The following is a 13,142-nucleotide window of genomic DNA, read 5'->3' as shown; positions in this document are numbered from 1 at the left end:
ACAACGTAAGCTGTACCGGTCCCGAAACGCGGCAAGTGGGGCGATAATGCGCGACACCCCCGACCGGGACAGCCGCGCGGACAGCCGGGCGGCGTGTCCGAAATAGTATGCATTGGGTCGGCAGTGTAGAACGGGAGATGTGACGGCAATGGCTACGGAAACTCCCCAGCTGAGCGCAGCATGTGCCGTCCCCGCCCCGGGCAGTCACCGGTGACGGGAACCGGCATGTCGCACGCCGTTGATCCGGAGCGCGGCACGCTCGACAAGGCCGCGGGCGAGAACTTCCCCGTGGCACCTTTCTTCCTGCCCAGGGCCTGGCGCGCCGACCTCATGGCGGTGTACGGATTCGCCCGCCTCGTCGACGACATCGGCGACGGCGACCTGGCCCCCGGCGGCGCCGACGCCCGTCTGCTCGGCGTGTCGCCCGAGGACGCCGAGGACCGGCTGCTGCTCCTGGACGCCTTCGAGGCCGATCTGAACCGGGTCTTCGACTCGACCCCGCGCCACCCCCTGCTGCGCCGCCTCCAGCCGACCGTCCGGCGCCACGCGCTGACCCCGGAGCCCTTCCTCGGCCTGATCGCAGCCAACCGCCAGGACCAGCTCGTCAGCCGCTACGAGACCTACGACGACCTGCTCGCCTACTGCGAACTGTCGGCCAACCCCGTCGGCCGCCTGGTCCTCTCCGTCACCGGCACCTCGACCCCCGAACGCATCCGCCTCTCGGACGCGATCTGCACGGCCCTCCAGATCGTCGAACACCTGCAGGACGTCGCCGAGGACTTCGGCCGCGACCGCATCTACCTGCCCGCCGAGGACATGAAACACTTCCATGTTCAAGATGCGGATCTCGCCACACCCACCGCGGGCGCATCGTTGCGCGCACTGGTTGCATACGAAGCAGAACGCGCCCGCGATCTCCTGAATGAAGGCGCCCCCCTCGTGGGTAGCGTCCACGGCAGGTTGAAGCTGCTGCTCGCGGGATTCGTGGCGGGGGGAAGGGCGGCGATCAAAGCGATCGCCGCCGCGGAATACGACGTACTTCCCGGCCCGCCCAAGCCCGGCAAGGTCCAGCTGCTGCGCGAGGTGGGCGTGACTCTGCGAGGAGAGGGGTGATCCGGACCGTGGAGTCGGAACAACACGTGTCCGCACCGGTACTCGCCGCCTACAGCTACTGCGAGGCCGTCACCGGACAGCAGGCCCGTAACTTCGCCTACGGCATCAGGCTGCTGCCGACGCCCAAGCGCCGAGCGATGTCGGCGCTCTACGCGTTTTCCAGGCGCGTCGACGACATCGGCGACGGCGTGCTGGCCGGCGAGGTCAAGGCGGCACGACTCGAGGACACCCGCGCGCTGCTGGCCCGGGTGCGTGACGGTGCGGTCGCCGAGGACGACATCGACCCGGTCGCCGTCGCCCTCGCCCATGCCGCCGAGACCTTCCCGATCCCGCTCGACGGGCTGGACGAGCTGATCGACGGCGTGCTGATGGACGTACGCGGCGAGACCTATGAGACCTGGGACGACCTGAAGGTCTACTGCCGCTGCGTCGCGGGCGCCATCGGCCGGCTCTCGCTCGGCGTGTTCGGCACGGAACCGGGGGCGCGCGGCGCCGATCGAGCCCCGGAGTACGCCGACACGCTCGGGCTCGCGCTGCAGCTCACCAACATCCTCAGAGACGTCCGCGAGGACGCCGGGGGCGGCCGCACCTATCTGCCCTCCGACGACCTCGCGAAATTCGGGTGCTCGGCCGGGTTCAACGGGCCGACCCCACCGGAGGGCTCCGACTTCGCGGGCCTCGTGCACTTCGAAGTGCGACGGGCCCGCGCCCTTTTCGCCGAGGGCTACCGGCTGCTCCCCATGCTCGACCGGCGCAGCGGCGCCTGTGTCGCCGCCATGGCCGGCATCTACCGCCGGCTGCTCGACCGCATCGAGCGCGACCCGGAGGCCGTGCTGCGCGGCCGGGTCTCGCTGCCCGGGCGGGAGAAGGCCTACGTCGCCGTGCGCGGTCTGTCCGGTCTGGATGCCCGGCATGTGACGCGGAGGACCGTCAGGAGGCGCGCCTGATGGACAAACAGGGCCAAGGTGATTCCACCGACGAAAAGCGGCACGCAACCCTCCGGACAGGGACGGCGTCCCTGACTGCGACGGCCGACCGTGCACCGTTCAACCACGGCGGTCGCGCAGGGGAGGGTGCACGATGAGCGACGACGGCACGCGGTCCGACGAGCCGCTTGCGGACCCGGCGGGGCGTCCCGGGAGGGACGCCGTCGTGATCGGCGGCGGGCTCGCCGGCATCACCGCCGCGCTCGCGCTCGCCGACGCGGGCGTCCGCGTCACCCTGATCGAGGGCAGGCCGAGGCTCGGTGGCCTCGCCTTCTCCTTCCAGCGCGGCGAACTGACCGTCGACAACGGACAGCACGTCTACCTGCGCTGCTGCACCGCCTACCGCTGGTTCCTCGACCGCATCGAGGGGACGGCGCTGGCGCCGCTGCAGGATCGTCTCGACGTGCCCGTACTCGACGTCGACAAGCCCGAGGGGCGGCGGCTGGGCAGACTGCGGCGCGACGCACTGCCGGTGCCCCTGCATCTGGGGCGCAGCCTGGCGACGTATCCGCATCTCTCGCTCGCCGAGCGGGCCAAGGTGGGGCGGGCCGCGCTCGCGCTCAAGGGGCTCGACCTCGCCGATCCGAACCTGGACACGCAGGACTTCGGCAGCTGGCTGACCGCGCACGGTCAGTCGGCGCGTGCCGTCGAGGCCCTGTGGGACCTGGTCGGGGTCGCCACCCTCAACGCGGTCGCGGGCGACGCCTCGCTGGGGCTCGCCGCGATGGTGTTCAAGACCGGTCTGCTGTCCGACCCGGGCGCGGCCGACATCGGATGGGCGCACGTCCCGCTGGGTGAACTGCATGACCGTCTTGCCCGCAAGGCGCTCGACTCCGCGGGCGTCCGTACCGAGGTCCGTACACGCGTCACCTCCATCTCTACTGACGAAAACGGGCGCCTACGCGTTCAGGTTCCCGGCGAGACGCTCCAGGCGGACGCCATCGTGCTCGCCGTACCCCAGCGCGAGGCCCATGACCTGCTGCCGGAGGGCGCGCTCGACGCCCCCGAAAAGCTTCTGGAAATCGGCACCGCGCCGATCCTCAACGTGCATGTCGTCTACGACCGCAAGGTGCTGGAGAAGCCGTTCTTCGCGGCCCTCGGCACCCCGGTCCAGTGGGTCTTCGACCGCACCGACGCCTCCGGACTGCGCGAGGGCCAGTACCTCGCGCTGTCCCAGTCGGCGGCGCACGACGAGATCGACGAGCCGGTCGCCGCGCTGCGCGAGCGCTACCTGCCCGAGCTGGAACGCCTGCTGCCCGGCACACGCGGCGCAGAGGTGAAGGACTTCTTCGTGACCAGGGAGCGCACGGCGACGTTCGCTCCGACCCCCGGCGTCGGGCGGCTGCGGCCCGGCGCCCGTACCAAAGCCCCCGGCCTGTACCTGGCCGGAGCGTGGACCGCCACCGGGTGGCCCGCGACCATGGAGAGTGCGGTCCGCAGTGGTGTGAGTGCGGCTGACGCCGCGCTCGCCGCCCTGGGCCGGCCCCGCCCGAGTCACCTCTTCGAGTTCGAGGAGGCGGCGTGATGCTCGATCAGCATGCGGCAGGCCCCCGCACCCCCGGTACCGCAACAAGAGGAGAGACTGTGCCCACTGTGCCCCCGGCCGAGACGGCTGCCGACGCGGTGGACGTGACCGCGCTCCTGGAGCGCGGCCGGACCCTTGCCACACCGGTACTGCGGGCGGCCGTCGACCGCCTGGCCCCTCCCATGGACACCGTTTCCGCCTACCACTTCGGCTGGATCGACGCAGAGGGCAACCCCGCCGACGGGGACGGCGGCAAGGCCGTACGACCCGCCCTCGCGGTGCTCTCCGCCGAGGTCACCGGCGCCGCACCCGAGGCCGGCATCCCCGGCGCCGTAGCCGTCGAACTCGTCCACAACTTCTCCCTCCTGCACGACGACCTGATGGACGGCGACGAACAGCGCCGCCACCGCGACACCGTCTGGAAGGTGCACGGCCCCGCCCAGGCGATCCTCGTCGGCGACGCCCTGTTCGCCCTGGCCAACGAGATCCTGCTGGAGCTCGGGACGGTCGAGGCCGGCCGCGCCACCCGCCGCCTCACCACCGCCACTCGCGCCCTGATCGACGGCCAGGCGCAGGACATCTCCTACGAGCACCGCGACCGCGTCAGCGTCGAGGAGTGCCTGGAGATGGAGGGCAACAAGACCGGCGCCCTGCTCGCCTGCGCCTCCTCCATCGGCGCGGTGCTCGGCGGCGCCGACGGCCGCACCGCCGACACCCTGGAGAAGTACGGCTACCACCTGGGCCTCGCCTTCCAGGCCGTCGACGACCTGCTCGGCATCTGGGGCGACCCGGTCTCCACCGGCAAGCAGACCTGGAGCGACCTGCGCCAGCGCAAGAAGTCCCTGCCGGTCGTGGCCGCGCTCGCGGCGGGCGGATCCGCCTCCGAGCGGCTCGGCGAGATCCTTGCCGCCGACGCCAAGAGCAGCGACTTCGAGAACTTCTCCGAGGAGGAGTTCGCCTTCCGCGCCGCCCTCATCGAGGAGGCGGGCGGCCGCGAGTGGACGGCGGATGAAGCACGCCGTCAGCACACCATCGCCATCGAGGCCCTGCACGCCATCGACATGCCCGACCGGGTGCGGGCCCAGTTCACGGCGCTCGCTGACTTCGTCGTCGTACGAAAGAGATGATCACTATCGGTCGAATAGCCCTCGCGTAGTCGCCGGCCGGTGTCGCGGGAACACGAGCACCGGCCGACGGCGGACCCACAGCAGCACGATTTGCACGACTGCACGAAGGGGAAGCCATGACAGCGACGACCGACGGAAGCACCGGGGCCCTCCCGCCCCGGGCAGCCTCGGCCAGCGAAACCGACAGCACCACCCCCGTGGCGGCGGGGGTACACGATGCCGCCGTACGCGCCGTACAACGCTCCACCGACTTCCTGCTGTCCCGGCAGGACGCCCAGGGCTGGTGGAAGGGCGACCTCGAAACCAACGTCACCATGGACGCCGAGGATCTGCTGCTACGGCAGTTCCTGGGCATCCTCGACGAGCACACCGCGCACGCCGCCGCGCTGTTCATCCGCGGCGAGCAGCGCGAGGACGGCACCTGGGCCACCTTCTACGGCGGGCCGGGCGAACTCTCCACCACCATCGAGGCGTACGTCGCGCTCCGGCTGGCCGGCGACGAGCCGGACGCGCCGCACATGGCGAGGGCCTCCGCCTGGATCCGCGAGCAGGGCGGCATCGCCGCGGCCCGTGTCTTCACCCGGATCTGGCTCGCCCTGTTCGGCTGGTGGAAGTGGGAGGACCTGCCCGAACTCCCGCCGGAGCTCATCTACTTCCCCAAGTGGGTACCGCTCAACATCTACGACTTCGGGTGCTGGGCCCGGCAGACGATCGTGCCGCTCACGGTCGTGTCCGCGAAGCGGCCGGTGCGGCCCGCGCCCTTCTCGCTCGACGAGTTGCACAAAGACGCGAACAACCCGAACCCGCCCAAGCCCCTTGCCCCGGTGGCGAGTTGGGACGGTGCCTTCCAGCGGCTCGACAAGGTGCTGCACCAGTTGCGCAAGGTCGCGCCGCGGCGGCTGCGCAAGGCGGCCATGAACTCTGCAGCCCGCTGGATCATCGAGCGGCAGGAGAACGACGGCTGCTGGGGCGGTATCCAGCCGCCGGCCGTGTACTCGGTGATCGCCCTGTATCTGCTGGGCTATGACCTCGAACACCCCGTGATGCGCGAGGGGCTGGCCTCGCTGGACCGTTTCGCCGTGTGGCGCGCGGACGGCGCCCGGATGATCGAGGCCTGTCAGTCGCCCGTGTGGGACACCTGCCTGGCGACCATCGCGCTCGTCGACGCGGGCGTGCCCGCGGACCATCCGCAGCTCGTCACCGCGGCCGACTGGATGCTCGGCGAGGAGATCGTCCGGCCCGGCGACTGGGCCGTGAAGCGGCCCCAACTGCCGCCCGGCGGCTGGGCGTTCGAGTTCCACAACGACAACTACCCGGACATCGACGACACCGCCGAGGTCGTCCTCGCCCTGCGCCGTGTGCAGCACCACGACCCGGAGCGGGTGGAGAAGGCGATCGGGCGCGGGGTGCGCTGGAACCTCGGGATGCAGTCGAAGAACGGGGCGTGGGGCGCCTTCGACGTCGACAACACCAGCCCCTTCCCCAACCGGCTGCCGTTCTGCGACTTCGGCGAGGTGATCGACCCGCCGTCGGCGGACGTGACGGCGCACGTGGTGGAGATGCTGGCCGTCGAGGGCCTGTCCCACGACCCGCGCACCCGGCGCGGTATCGAGTGGCTGCTCGCCGAGCAGGAGCCGGACGGCTCGTGGTTCGGGCGCTGGGGCGTCAACTACGTCTACGGCACCGGATCCGTCGTACCCGCCCTCGTCGCGGCCGGATTCCCCGGCTCGCACCCGGCGATCCGGCGGGCCGTGGCCTGGCTGGAGTCCGTCCAGAACGACGACGGCGGCTGGGGCGAGGACCTGCGCTCGTACAAGGACGTCAATGAGTGGAGCGGCAAGGGCGCCTCCACCGCCTCGCAGACGGCCTGGGCACTGATGGCCCTGCTGGCGGCGGGAGAGAAGGACTCCAAGGCCGTCGAGCGCGGTGTCGAGTGGCTCGCGGCCACCCAGCAGGACGACGGTTCCTGGGACGAGCCGTACTTCACGGGGACCGGCTTCCCGTGGGACTTCTCGATCAATTACCACCTCTACCGGCAGGTCTTCCCGCTGACCGCGCTCGGCCGGTACGTCCACGGCGAGCCCTTCAGCAAGAAGCCTCTCGCCGAGGCCAAGGGGGGCTGATGAGCACCCAGCCCGCCCCGGCCCCGCTGCTGATCGCCTGCGCGCTCGGCATCGAGCACCTCGCCCTGCGCGCCGGCGACCGCGGCGGTGCGGGCGGGCCCGTCACCATGCTCCGTACGGGCATGGGACCCAAGGCGGCCGAGCGCTCCGTCACCCGGATCCTCGCGGACCCGGCCCTGCGGGATGCGGCTGTGCTGGCCACCGGCTTCTGTGCGGGGCTCGCCCCCGGCATGCACCCGGGCGACCTGGTCGTCGCCGAGGAGACCCGGGATCCGGACGGAACCGTTCCGTGCGTGGGGACCGACCTGCTCGTCAAGGAGCTCGGGCGCGCCGTGCCCGGGCGCACCGTCCACACCGGCCCTCTGACCGGCTCCGATCATGTCGTGCGCGGTCACGAACGGTCGGATCTGCTCTCGACCGGCGCAATCGCGGTCGACATGGAGTCCGCGGCCACGCTCCTGAGCGCCGTGCGCACCGGCGCGCGCCCGGTTGCGGCCGTGCGGGTGGTCGTGGACGCTCCTGAACATGAACTTGTTCGAATCGGCACGGTCCGCGGTGGAATATCGGCTTTCCGCGTCCTTCGTGCCGTACTTCCAGCTTTCTTCGAATGGCACCGTTCTTTGCTGCTCCCCAGGAGGTGAGCCAGATGGCCATGCCGCTGCGCCAGTCCATCAAGGTCGCTACGTACTTGGCTGAACAGAAGCTCCGCAAGCGGGACAAGTTCCCGCTGATCGTGGAGCTGGAACCGCTCTTCGCGTGCAACCTGAAGTGCGAGGGCTGCGGCAAGATCCAGCATCCGGCGGGTGTGCTCAAGCAGCGCATGCCGGTCGCGCAGGCCGTCGGGGCGGTGCTGGAATCCGGTGCGCCGATGGTGTCCATCGCGGGCGGCGAGCCCCTGATGCACCCTCAGATCGATGAGATCGTGCGGCAGCTGGTGGCGAGGAAGAAGTATGTCTTCCTCTGCACCAACGCGATGTTGCTGCGCAAGAAGATGGACAAGTTCAAGCCCTCTCCCTACTTTGCCTTCGCCGTGCACATCGACGGGCTGCGCGAGCGGCACGACGAGTCGGTGGCGAAGGAGGGCGTGTTCGACGAGGCCGTGGAGGCGATCAAGGAGGCCAAGCGGCGCGGCTTCCGGGTCACCACCAACTCCACCTTCTTCAACACGGACACCCCGCAGACCATCATCGAGGTGCTCAACTTCCTCAACGACGACCTCAAGGTCGACGAGATGATGATCTCGCCCGCCTACGCCTACGAGAAGGCGCCCGACCAGGAGCACTTCCTGGGCGTGGAGCAGACCCGCGAGCTGTTCAAGAAGGCCTTCGCGGGCGGCAACCGGCGCCGCTGGCGGCTGAACCACTCGCCGCTGTTCCTCGACTTCCTCGAGGGCAAGGTCGACTTCCCGTGCACTGCCTGGGCGATCCCGAACTACTCGCTCTTCGGCTGGCAGCGCCCCTGCTACCTGATGAGCGACGGGTACGTGCCGACGTACCGCGAACTGATCGAGGACACCGACTGGGACAAGTACGGCCGCGGCAAGGACCCGCGCTGCGCCAACTGCATGGCGCACTGCGGCTACGAGCCCACCGCCGTCCTCGCCACCATGGGGTCCCTGAAGGAGTCCCTGCGCGCGATGCGCGAGACGGTCTCCGGAAACCGGGAGTGACGTCGTGACCGCCATCCCCTTGGGCCTCCCCGAGGTGCCGGCCCGTCCGATCGCCGAGCGGCGCGTGTCGCGGCAGATCCATGTCGGGCCGGTGGCGGTCGGGGGCGGGGCCCCGGTGTCGGTGCAGTCGATGACGACGACCCGTACGTCGGACATCGGCGCCACCCTGCAGCAGATCGCGGAACTCACCGCGTCCGGCTGCCAGATCGTCCGCGTCGCCTGTCCCACGCAGGACGACGCGGACGCGCTCGCGACCATCGCCCGCAAGTCGCAGATCCCGGTGATCGCGGACATCCACTTCCAGCCGAAGTACGTGTTCGCGGCGATCGAGGCCGGGTGTGCCGCGGTGCGGGTGAACCCCGGCAACATCAAGCAGTTCGACGACAAGGTGAAGGAGATCGCGCGGGCCGCCAGAGACCACGGCACACCGATCCGGATCGGGGTCAACGCCGGGTCGCTGGACAAGCGGCTGCTCCAGAAGTACGGCAAGGCGACCCCGGAGGCCCTCGTCGAGAGCGCGCTGTGGGAGGCGTCCCTCTTCGAGGAGCACGGCTTCCGGGACATCAAGATCTCCGTCAAGCACAACGACCCGGTCGTGATGATCGAGGCCTACAAGCAGCTCGCCGCCCAGTGCGACTACCCGCTGCACCTCGGGGTCACCGAGGCCGGCCCCGCCTTCCAGGGCACGATCAAGTCGGCCGTCGCCTTCGGGGCGCTGCTGTCGCAGGGCATCGGCGACACCATCAGGGTCTCGCTCAGCGCCCCGCCCGCCGAGGAGGTCAAGGTCGGACTGCAGATCCTGGAGTCCCTGAACCTCAAGCAGCGGCGGCTGGAGATCGTCTCCTGTCCGTCCTGCGGCCGGGCCCAGGTCGACGTCTACAAGCTGGCCGACGAGGTCACGGCGGGCCTGACCGGCATGGAGGTCCCGCTCCGCGTCGCCGTCATGGGCTGCGTCGTCAACGGCCCCGGTGAGGCGCGGGAGGCGGACCTGGGGGTCGCCTCCGGCAACGGCAAGGGCCAGATCTTCGTCAAGGGCGAGGTCATCAAGACGGTCCCCGAGTCGAAGATCGTGGAGACCCTCATCGAGGAAGCGATGAAGATCGCCGAACAGATGGAACAGGACGGCGCCGCGTCGGGGGAGCCGGCCGTCACCGTGAGTTGAACAGCACGGACCGAAGGGGGCCCGAGCGTGACCATTCTGGAGAACATCCGGGGACCACGCGACCTGAAGGCGCTGTCCGAGACGGAGCTTCGCGAACTGTCCGAAGAAATCAGGGAGTTCCTGGTGCACGCGGTGGCCAGAACCGGCGGGCACCTCGGGCCCAATCTGGGGGTGGTGGAACTCTCCATCGCGCTCCACCGGGTCTTCGAGTCGCCCGTCGACCGCATCGTGTGGGACACCGGCCATCAGAGCTACGTACACAAATTGCTGACGGGTCGTCAGGACTTCTCCAAGCTGCGCGGCAAGGGCGGCCTGTCCGGCTACCCCTCGCGCGAGGAGTCCGAGCACGACATCGTCGAGAACAGCCACGCCTCCACGGCGCTCGGCTGGGCCGACGGCCTCGCCAAGGCCCGCCAGGTGCAGGGCGAGAAGGGACACGTCGTCGCGGTCATCGGCGACGGCGCGCTGACCGGCGGCATGGCCTGGGAGGCGCTGAACAACATCGCGGCCGCCAAGGACCGGCCGCTGATCATCGTCGTCAACGACAACGAGCGCTCGTACGCGCCGACCATCGGCGGCCTGGCGAACCACCTGGCCACCCTGCGGACGACGGACAGCTACGAGAAGGTGCTCGCCTGGGGCAAGGACGTGCTGCTGCGCACGCCCGTCGTCGGAAACACCATCTACGAGTCGCTGCACGGCGCGAAGAAGGGCTTCAAGGACGCGTTCGCCCCGCAGGGCATGTTTGAGGACCTGGGCCTGAAGTACGTCGGCCCGATCGACGGGCACGACATCGGCGCCGTCGAGTCCGCGCTTCGACGCGCGAAACGCTTCCACGGGCCGGTCCTCATCCACTGCCTGACCGAGAAGGGGCGCGGCTACGAGCCCGCGATCGCCCACGAGGAGGACCACTTCCACACCGTCGGCGTGATGGACCCGCTCACCTGCGAGCCCCTCGCGCCCTCCAACGGCCCTTCCTGGACGTCGGTGTTCGGTGACGAGATCGTCGCGATCGGGGAGGAGCGGGAGGACGTCGTGGCGATCACGGCGGCCATGCTGCACCCGGTGGGGCTCGGGAAGTTCGCCGCCCGCTTCCCGGACCGGGTGTGGGACGTCGGCATCGCCGAGCAGCACGCCGCCGTGTCCGCGGCCGGGCTTGCGACCGGCGGGCTGCACCCGGTCGTCGCCGTCTACGCCACCTTCCTCAACCGTGCCTTCGACCAGCTGCTGATGGACGTGGCGCTGCACCGCTGCGGGGTGACGTTCGTGCTGGACCGGGCCGGTGTCACCGGCGTCGACGGGCCGTCCCACAACGGCATGTGGGACATGTCGATCCTGCAGGTCGTGCCGGGGCTCAGAATCGCCGCGCCACGCGATGCCGACCAGCTGCGGGCCCAGCTGCGTGAGGCCGTCTCCGTCGACGACGCGCCGACGCTGGTCCGCTTCCCGAAGGAGTCGGTCGGACCGGAGATCCCGGCGATCGACCGGGTGGGCGGGCTGGACGTCCTGCACCGCGGCCCGGGCGCCCCCGAGGTGCTCCTGGTCGCCGTCGGCGTGATGGCGCCCGTGTGCCTGCAGGCCGCCGAGCTGCTTCAGGCGCGCGGCATCTCGTGCACCGTCGTCGACCCGCGCTGGGTCAAGCCCGTCGACCCGGCGCTCCCGGGCCTGGCCGCCGAGCACCGGCTGGTGGCCGTCGTCGAGGACAACAGCCGTGCGAGCGGGGTCGGAGCCGCGGTGGCGCTGGCGCTCGGGGACGCCGAAGTCGACATCCCGGTACGGCGGTTCGGCATCCCGGAGCAGTTCCTCGCGCACGCCAAGCGCGGTGAGGTACTGGCCGACATCGGGCTCACGCCCGTCGAGGTGGCCGGGCGGATCAGCGCGAGCCTGGCCGTCAAGGAGGCCGAGGACACCCTGGCCGTCAAGGAACAGCTGGACGGCACAGTCAAGGAGAAGGCTGAATGACCAAGGAGTTCGACCTCGGCGCACTCCTGGCCGAGCGCGGAGCCGAGCGCTACGAGCTGCACGCGAAGTACCTGAACCACCAGCTCCCGCGCATGCTGCACACCATCGGCTTCGACAAGGTCTACGAGCGCGCCGAGGGCGCCCACTTCTGGGACGCGGACGGCAACGACTACCTGGACATGCTGGCCGGGTTCGGGGTGATGGGCCTGGGGCGCCACCACCCCGTCGTCCGCAAGGCGCTGCACGACGTCCTCGACGCCTCTCTCGCCGACCTCACCCGCTTCGACTGCCAGCCGCTGCCCGGGCTGCTGGCCGAGAAGCTGCTGACGTACAGCCCGCACCTGGACCGCGTGTTCTTCGGCAACAGCGGTACGGAGGCGGTGGAGACCGCGCTGAAGTTCGCCCGGTACGTCACCGGGAAACCGCGGATCCTGTACTGCGACCACGCCTTCCACGGCCTGACCACCGGGTCCCTGTCGGTCAACGGCGAGTCCGGCTTCCGCGACGGCTTCGCCCCGCTGCTGCCGGACACGGCCGTCCCCCTCGGTGGTCTCGACGCCCTGGCACGGGAGTTGAAGAAGGGCGACGTCGCCGCCCTGATCGTCGAGCCGATCCAGGGCAAGGGCGTGCACGAGGCCCCGCCCGGCTATCTGCGCGCCGCCCAGGATCTGCTGCACAGGCACAAGGCGCTGCTCATCGCCGACGAGGTGCAGACGGGGCTGGGCAGGACCGGCGACTTCTACGCCTACCAGCACGAGGAGGGTGTCGAGCCGGACCTGGTGTGCGTGGCCAAGGCGCTGTCCGGCGGTTATGTGCCCGTCGGTGCCACCCTCGGCAAGGACTGGATCTTCAAGAAGGTCTACTCGTCGATGGACCGGGTGCTCGTCCACTCGGCGAGCTTCGGCTCCAACGCCCAGGCCATGGCGGCCGGCCTCGCCGTGCTGTCCGTCATGGAGAACGAGCAGATCGTCGCCCATGCGCGCGTGACCGGCGAGCAGCTGAAATCCCGGCTCGCGGCGCTGATCGACAAGTACGAGCTGCTCGCCGACGTCCGCGGCCGCGGCCTGATGATCGGCATCGAGTTCGGCAGGCCCAAATCGCTGAAGCTGCGCAGCCGTTGGACGATGCTGCAGGCCGCGCGGAAGGGCCTGTTCGCGCAGATGGTCGTCGTACCGCTGCTGCAGCGGCACCGGATCCTCACCCAGGTCTCCGGCGACCACCTGGAAGTGATCAAGCTGATCCCGCCGCTGACCATCGGCGAGCAGGACGTGGACCGGTTCGTCGACGCCTTCACCGCCGTCATGGATGACGCGCACAGCGGTGGCGGTCTCATGTGGGACTTCGGCAAGACGCTGGTGAAGCAGGCGGTCGCGAACCGGTAGGCGACCCTTCGGGCCGGGGCTCCGCCGGGCCCCGGCCTGCAGGCCGCCCACTCGAATAATCGATCGCATGAACGATCACCGTGGGGCACAATC

General features: G+C 70.1%; 11 protein-coding genes. All 11 read left to right on the top strand.

Going from position 1 to position 13,142, the window contains the following annotated elements:
- The first annotated feature begins 225 nt into the window (after positions 1-225).
- The 11 genes from hpnC to ACFY10_RS12700 all read left to right on the top strand — a co-directional run bounded on the left by hpnC (position 226) and on the right by ACFY10_RS12700 (position 13,049).
- Positions 226-1,113, top strand: coding sequence for a squalene synthase HpnC (gene hpnC / locus ACFY10_RS12750; RefSeq protein ID WP_390665094.1), 888 nt, complete (start codon positions 226-228; stop codon positions 1,111-1,113).
- A complete protein-coding gene (gene hpnD / locus ACFY10_RS12745; RefSeq protein ID WP_390665093.1) occupies positions 1,110-2,060 on the top strand; it encodes a presqualene diphosphate synthase HpnD in 951 nt (316 codons plus the stop codon). Before hpnC ends, hpnD begins: the two co-directional genes overlap by 4 nt.
- On the top strand, positions 2,060-2,197 hold the full coding sequence (locus tag ACFY10_RS12740; protein ID WP_390665092.1) for a DUF6380 family protein: 138 nt from the start codon (positions 2,060-2,062) through the stop codon (positions 2,195-2,197). Before hpnD ends, ACFY10_RS12740 begins: the two co-directional genes overlap by 1 nt.
- The gene (gene hpnE, locus ACFY10_RS12735) at positions 2,194-3,624 is read left to right on the top strand and encodes a hydroxysqualene dehydroxylase HpnE (protein WP_390665091.1); all 1,431 of its coding nucleotides are present in this window, start codon (positions 2,194-2,196) and stop codon (positions 3,622-3,624) included. The genes ACFY10_RS12740 and hpnE overlap by 4 nt, the downstream gene beginning before the upstream one ends.
- Positions 3,624-4,751: a polyprenyl synthetase family protein gene (locus tag ACFY10_RS12730; RefSeq protein WP_390665090.1), complete on the top strand. Its 1,128-nt coding sequence runs from the start codon at positions 3,624-3,626 to the stop codon at positions 4,749-4,751. The genes hpnE and ACFY10_RS12730 overlap by 1 nt, the downstream gene beginning before the upstream one ends.
- 116 nt (positions 4,752-4,867) lie before the next feature.
- Positions 4,868-6,874, top strand: coding sequence for a squalene--hopene cyclase (gene shc / locus ACFY10_RS12725; RefSeq protein WP_390665089.1), 2,007 nt, complete (start codon positions 4,868-4,870; stop codon positions 6,872-6,874).
- On the top strand, positions 6,874-7,515 hold the full coding sequence (locus ACFY10_RS12720) for a 1-hydroxy-2-methyl-2-butenyl 4-diphosphate reductase (protein WP_390665088.1): 642 nt from the start codon (positions 6,874-6,876) through the stop codon (positions 7,513-7,515). The genes shc and ACFY10_RS12720 overlap by 1 nt, the downstream gene beginning before the upstream one ends.
- A gap of 5 nt (positions 7,516-7,520) precedes the next feature.
- Complete coding sequence (hpnH, locus tag ACFY10_RS12715; RefSeq protein ID WP_390665552.1) at positions 7,521-8,543, top strand: adenosyl-hopene transferase HpnH; 1,023 nt, start codon at positions 7,521-7,523, stop codon at positions 8,541-8,543.
- A gap of 4 nt (positions 8,544-8,547) precedes the next feature.
- On the top strand, positions 8,548-9,705 hold the full coding sequence (gene ispG / locus ACFY10_RS12710) for a flavodoxin-dependent (E)-4-hydroxy-3-methylbut-2-enyl-diphosphate synthase (RefSeq protein ID WP_390665087.1): 1,158 nt from the start codon (positions 8,548-8,550) through the stop codon (positions 9,703-9,705).
- 27 nt (positions 9,706-9,732) lie between these two features.
- On the top strand, positions 9,733-11,667 hold the full coding sequence (gene dxs, locus ACFY10_RS12705; RefSeq protein WP_390665086.1) for a 1-deoxy-D-xylulose-5-phosphate synthase: 1,935 nt from the start codon (positions 9,733-9,735) through the stop codon (positions 11,665-11,667).
- Positions 11,664-13,049: an aspartate aminotransferase family protein gene (locus ACFY10_RS12700; RefSeq protein ID WP_390665085.1), complete on the top strand. Its 1,386-nt coding sequence runs from the start codon at positions 11,664-11,666 to the stop codon at positions 13,047-13,049. The genes dxs and ACFY10_RS12700 overlap by 4 nt, the downstream gene beginning before the upstream one ends.
- Positions 13,050-13,142: the final 93 nt, after the last annotated feature.

Origin of the sequence: Streptomyces sp. NPDC001401, from assembly GCF_042895385.1 — a bacterium.
Classification (GTDB): Bacteria; Actinomycetota; Actinomycetes; order Streptomycetales; family Streptomycetaceae; genus Streptomyces.
This window is presented reverse-complemented; position numbering and strand designations above follow the sequence as displayed.

What these genes read in the sequence shown, in the direction of transcription:
- shc (WP_390665089.1), top strand. Translation starts at nt 4,868, where the DNA reads ATGACAGCGACGACCGACGGAAGCACCGGGGCCCTCCCGCCCCGGGCA.
- ACFY10_RS12740 (WP_390665092.1), top strand. Translation starts at nt 2,060, where the DNA reads ATGGACAAACAGGGCCAAGGTGATTCCACCGACGAAAAGCGGCACGCA.
- ACFY10_RS12700 (WP_390665085.1), top strand. Translation starts at nt 11,664, where the DNA reads ATGACCAAGGAGTTCGACCTCGGCGCACTCCTGGCCGAGCGCGGAGCC.
- ACFY10_RS12720 (WP_390665088.1), top strand. Translation starts at nt 6,874, where the DNA reads ATGAGCACCCAGCCCGCCCCGGCCCCGCTGCTGATCGCCTGCGCGCTC.
- hpnC (WP_390665094.1), top strand. Translation starts at nt 226, where the DNA reads ATGTCGCACGCCGTTGATCCGGAGCGCGGCACGCTCGACAAGGCCGCG.
- ACFY10_RS12730 (WP_390665090.1), top strand. Translation starts at nt 3,624, where the DNA reads ATGCTCGATCAGCATGCGGCAGGCCCCCGCACCCCCGGTACCGCAACA.
- hpnE (WP_390665091.1), top strand. Translation starts at nt 2,194, where the DNA reads ATGAGCGACGACGGCACGCGGTCCGACGAGCCGCTTGCGGACCCGGCG.
- hpnH (WP_390665552.1), top strand. Translation starts at nt 7,521, where the DNA reads ATGGCCATGCCGCTGCGCCAGTCCATCAAGGTCGCTACGTACTTGGCT.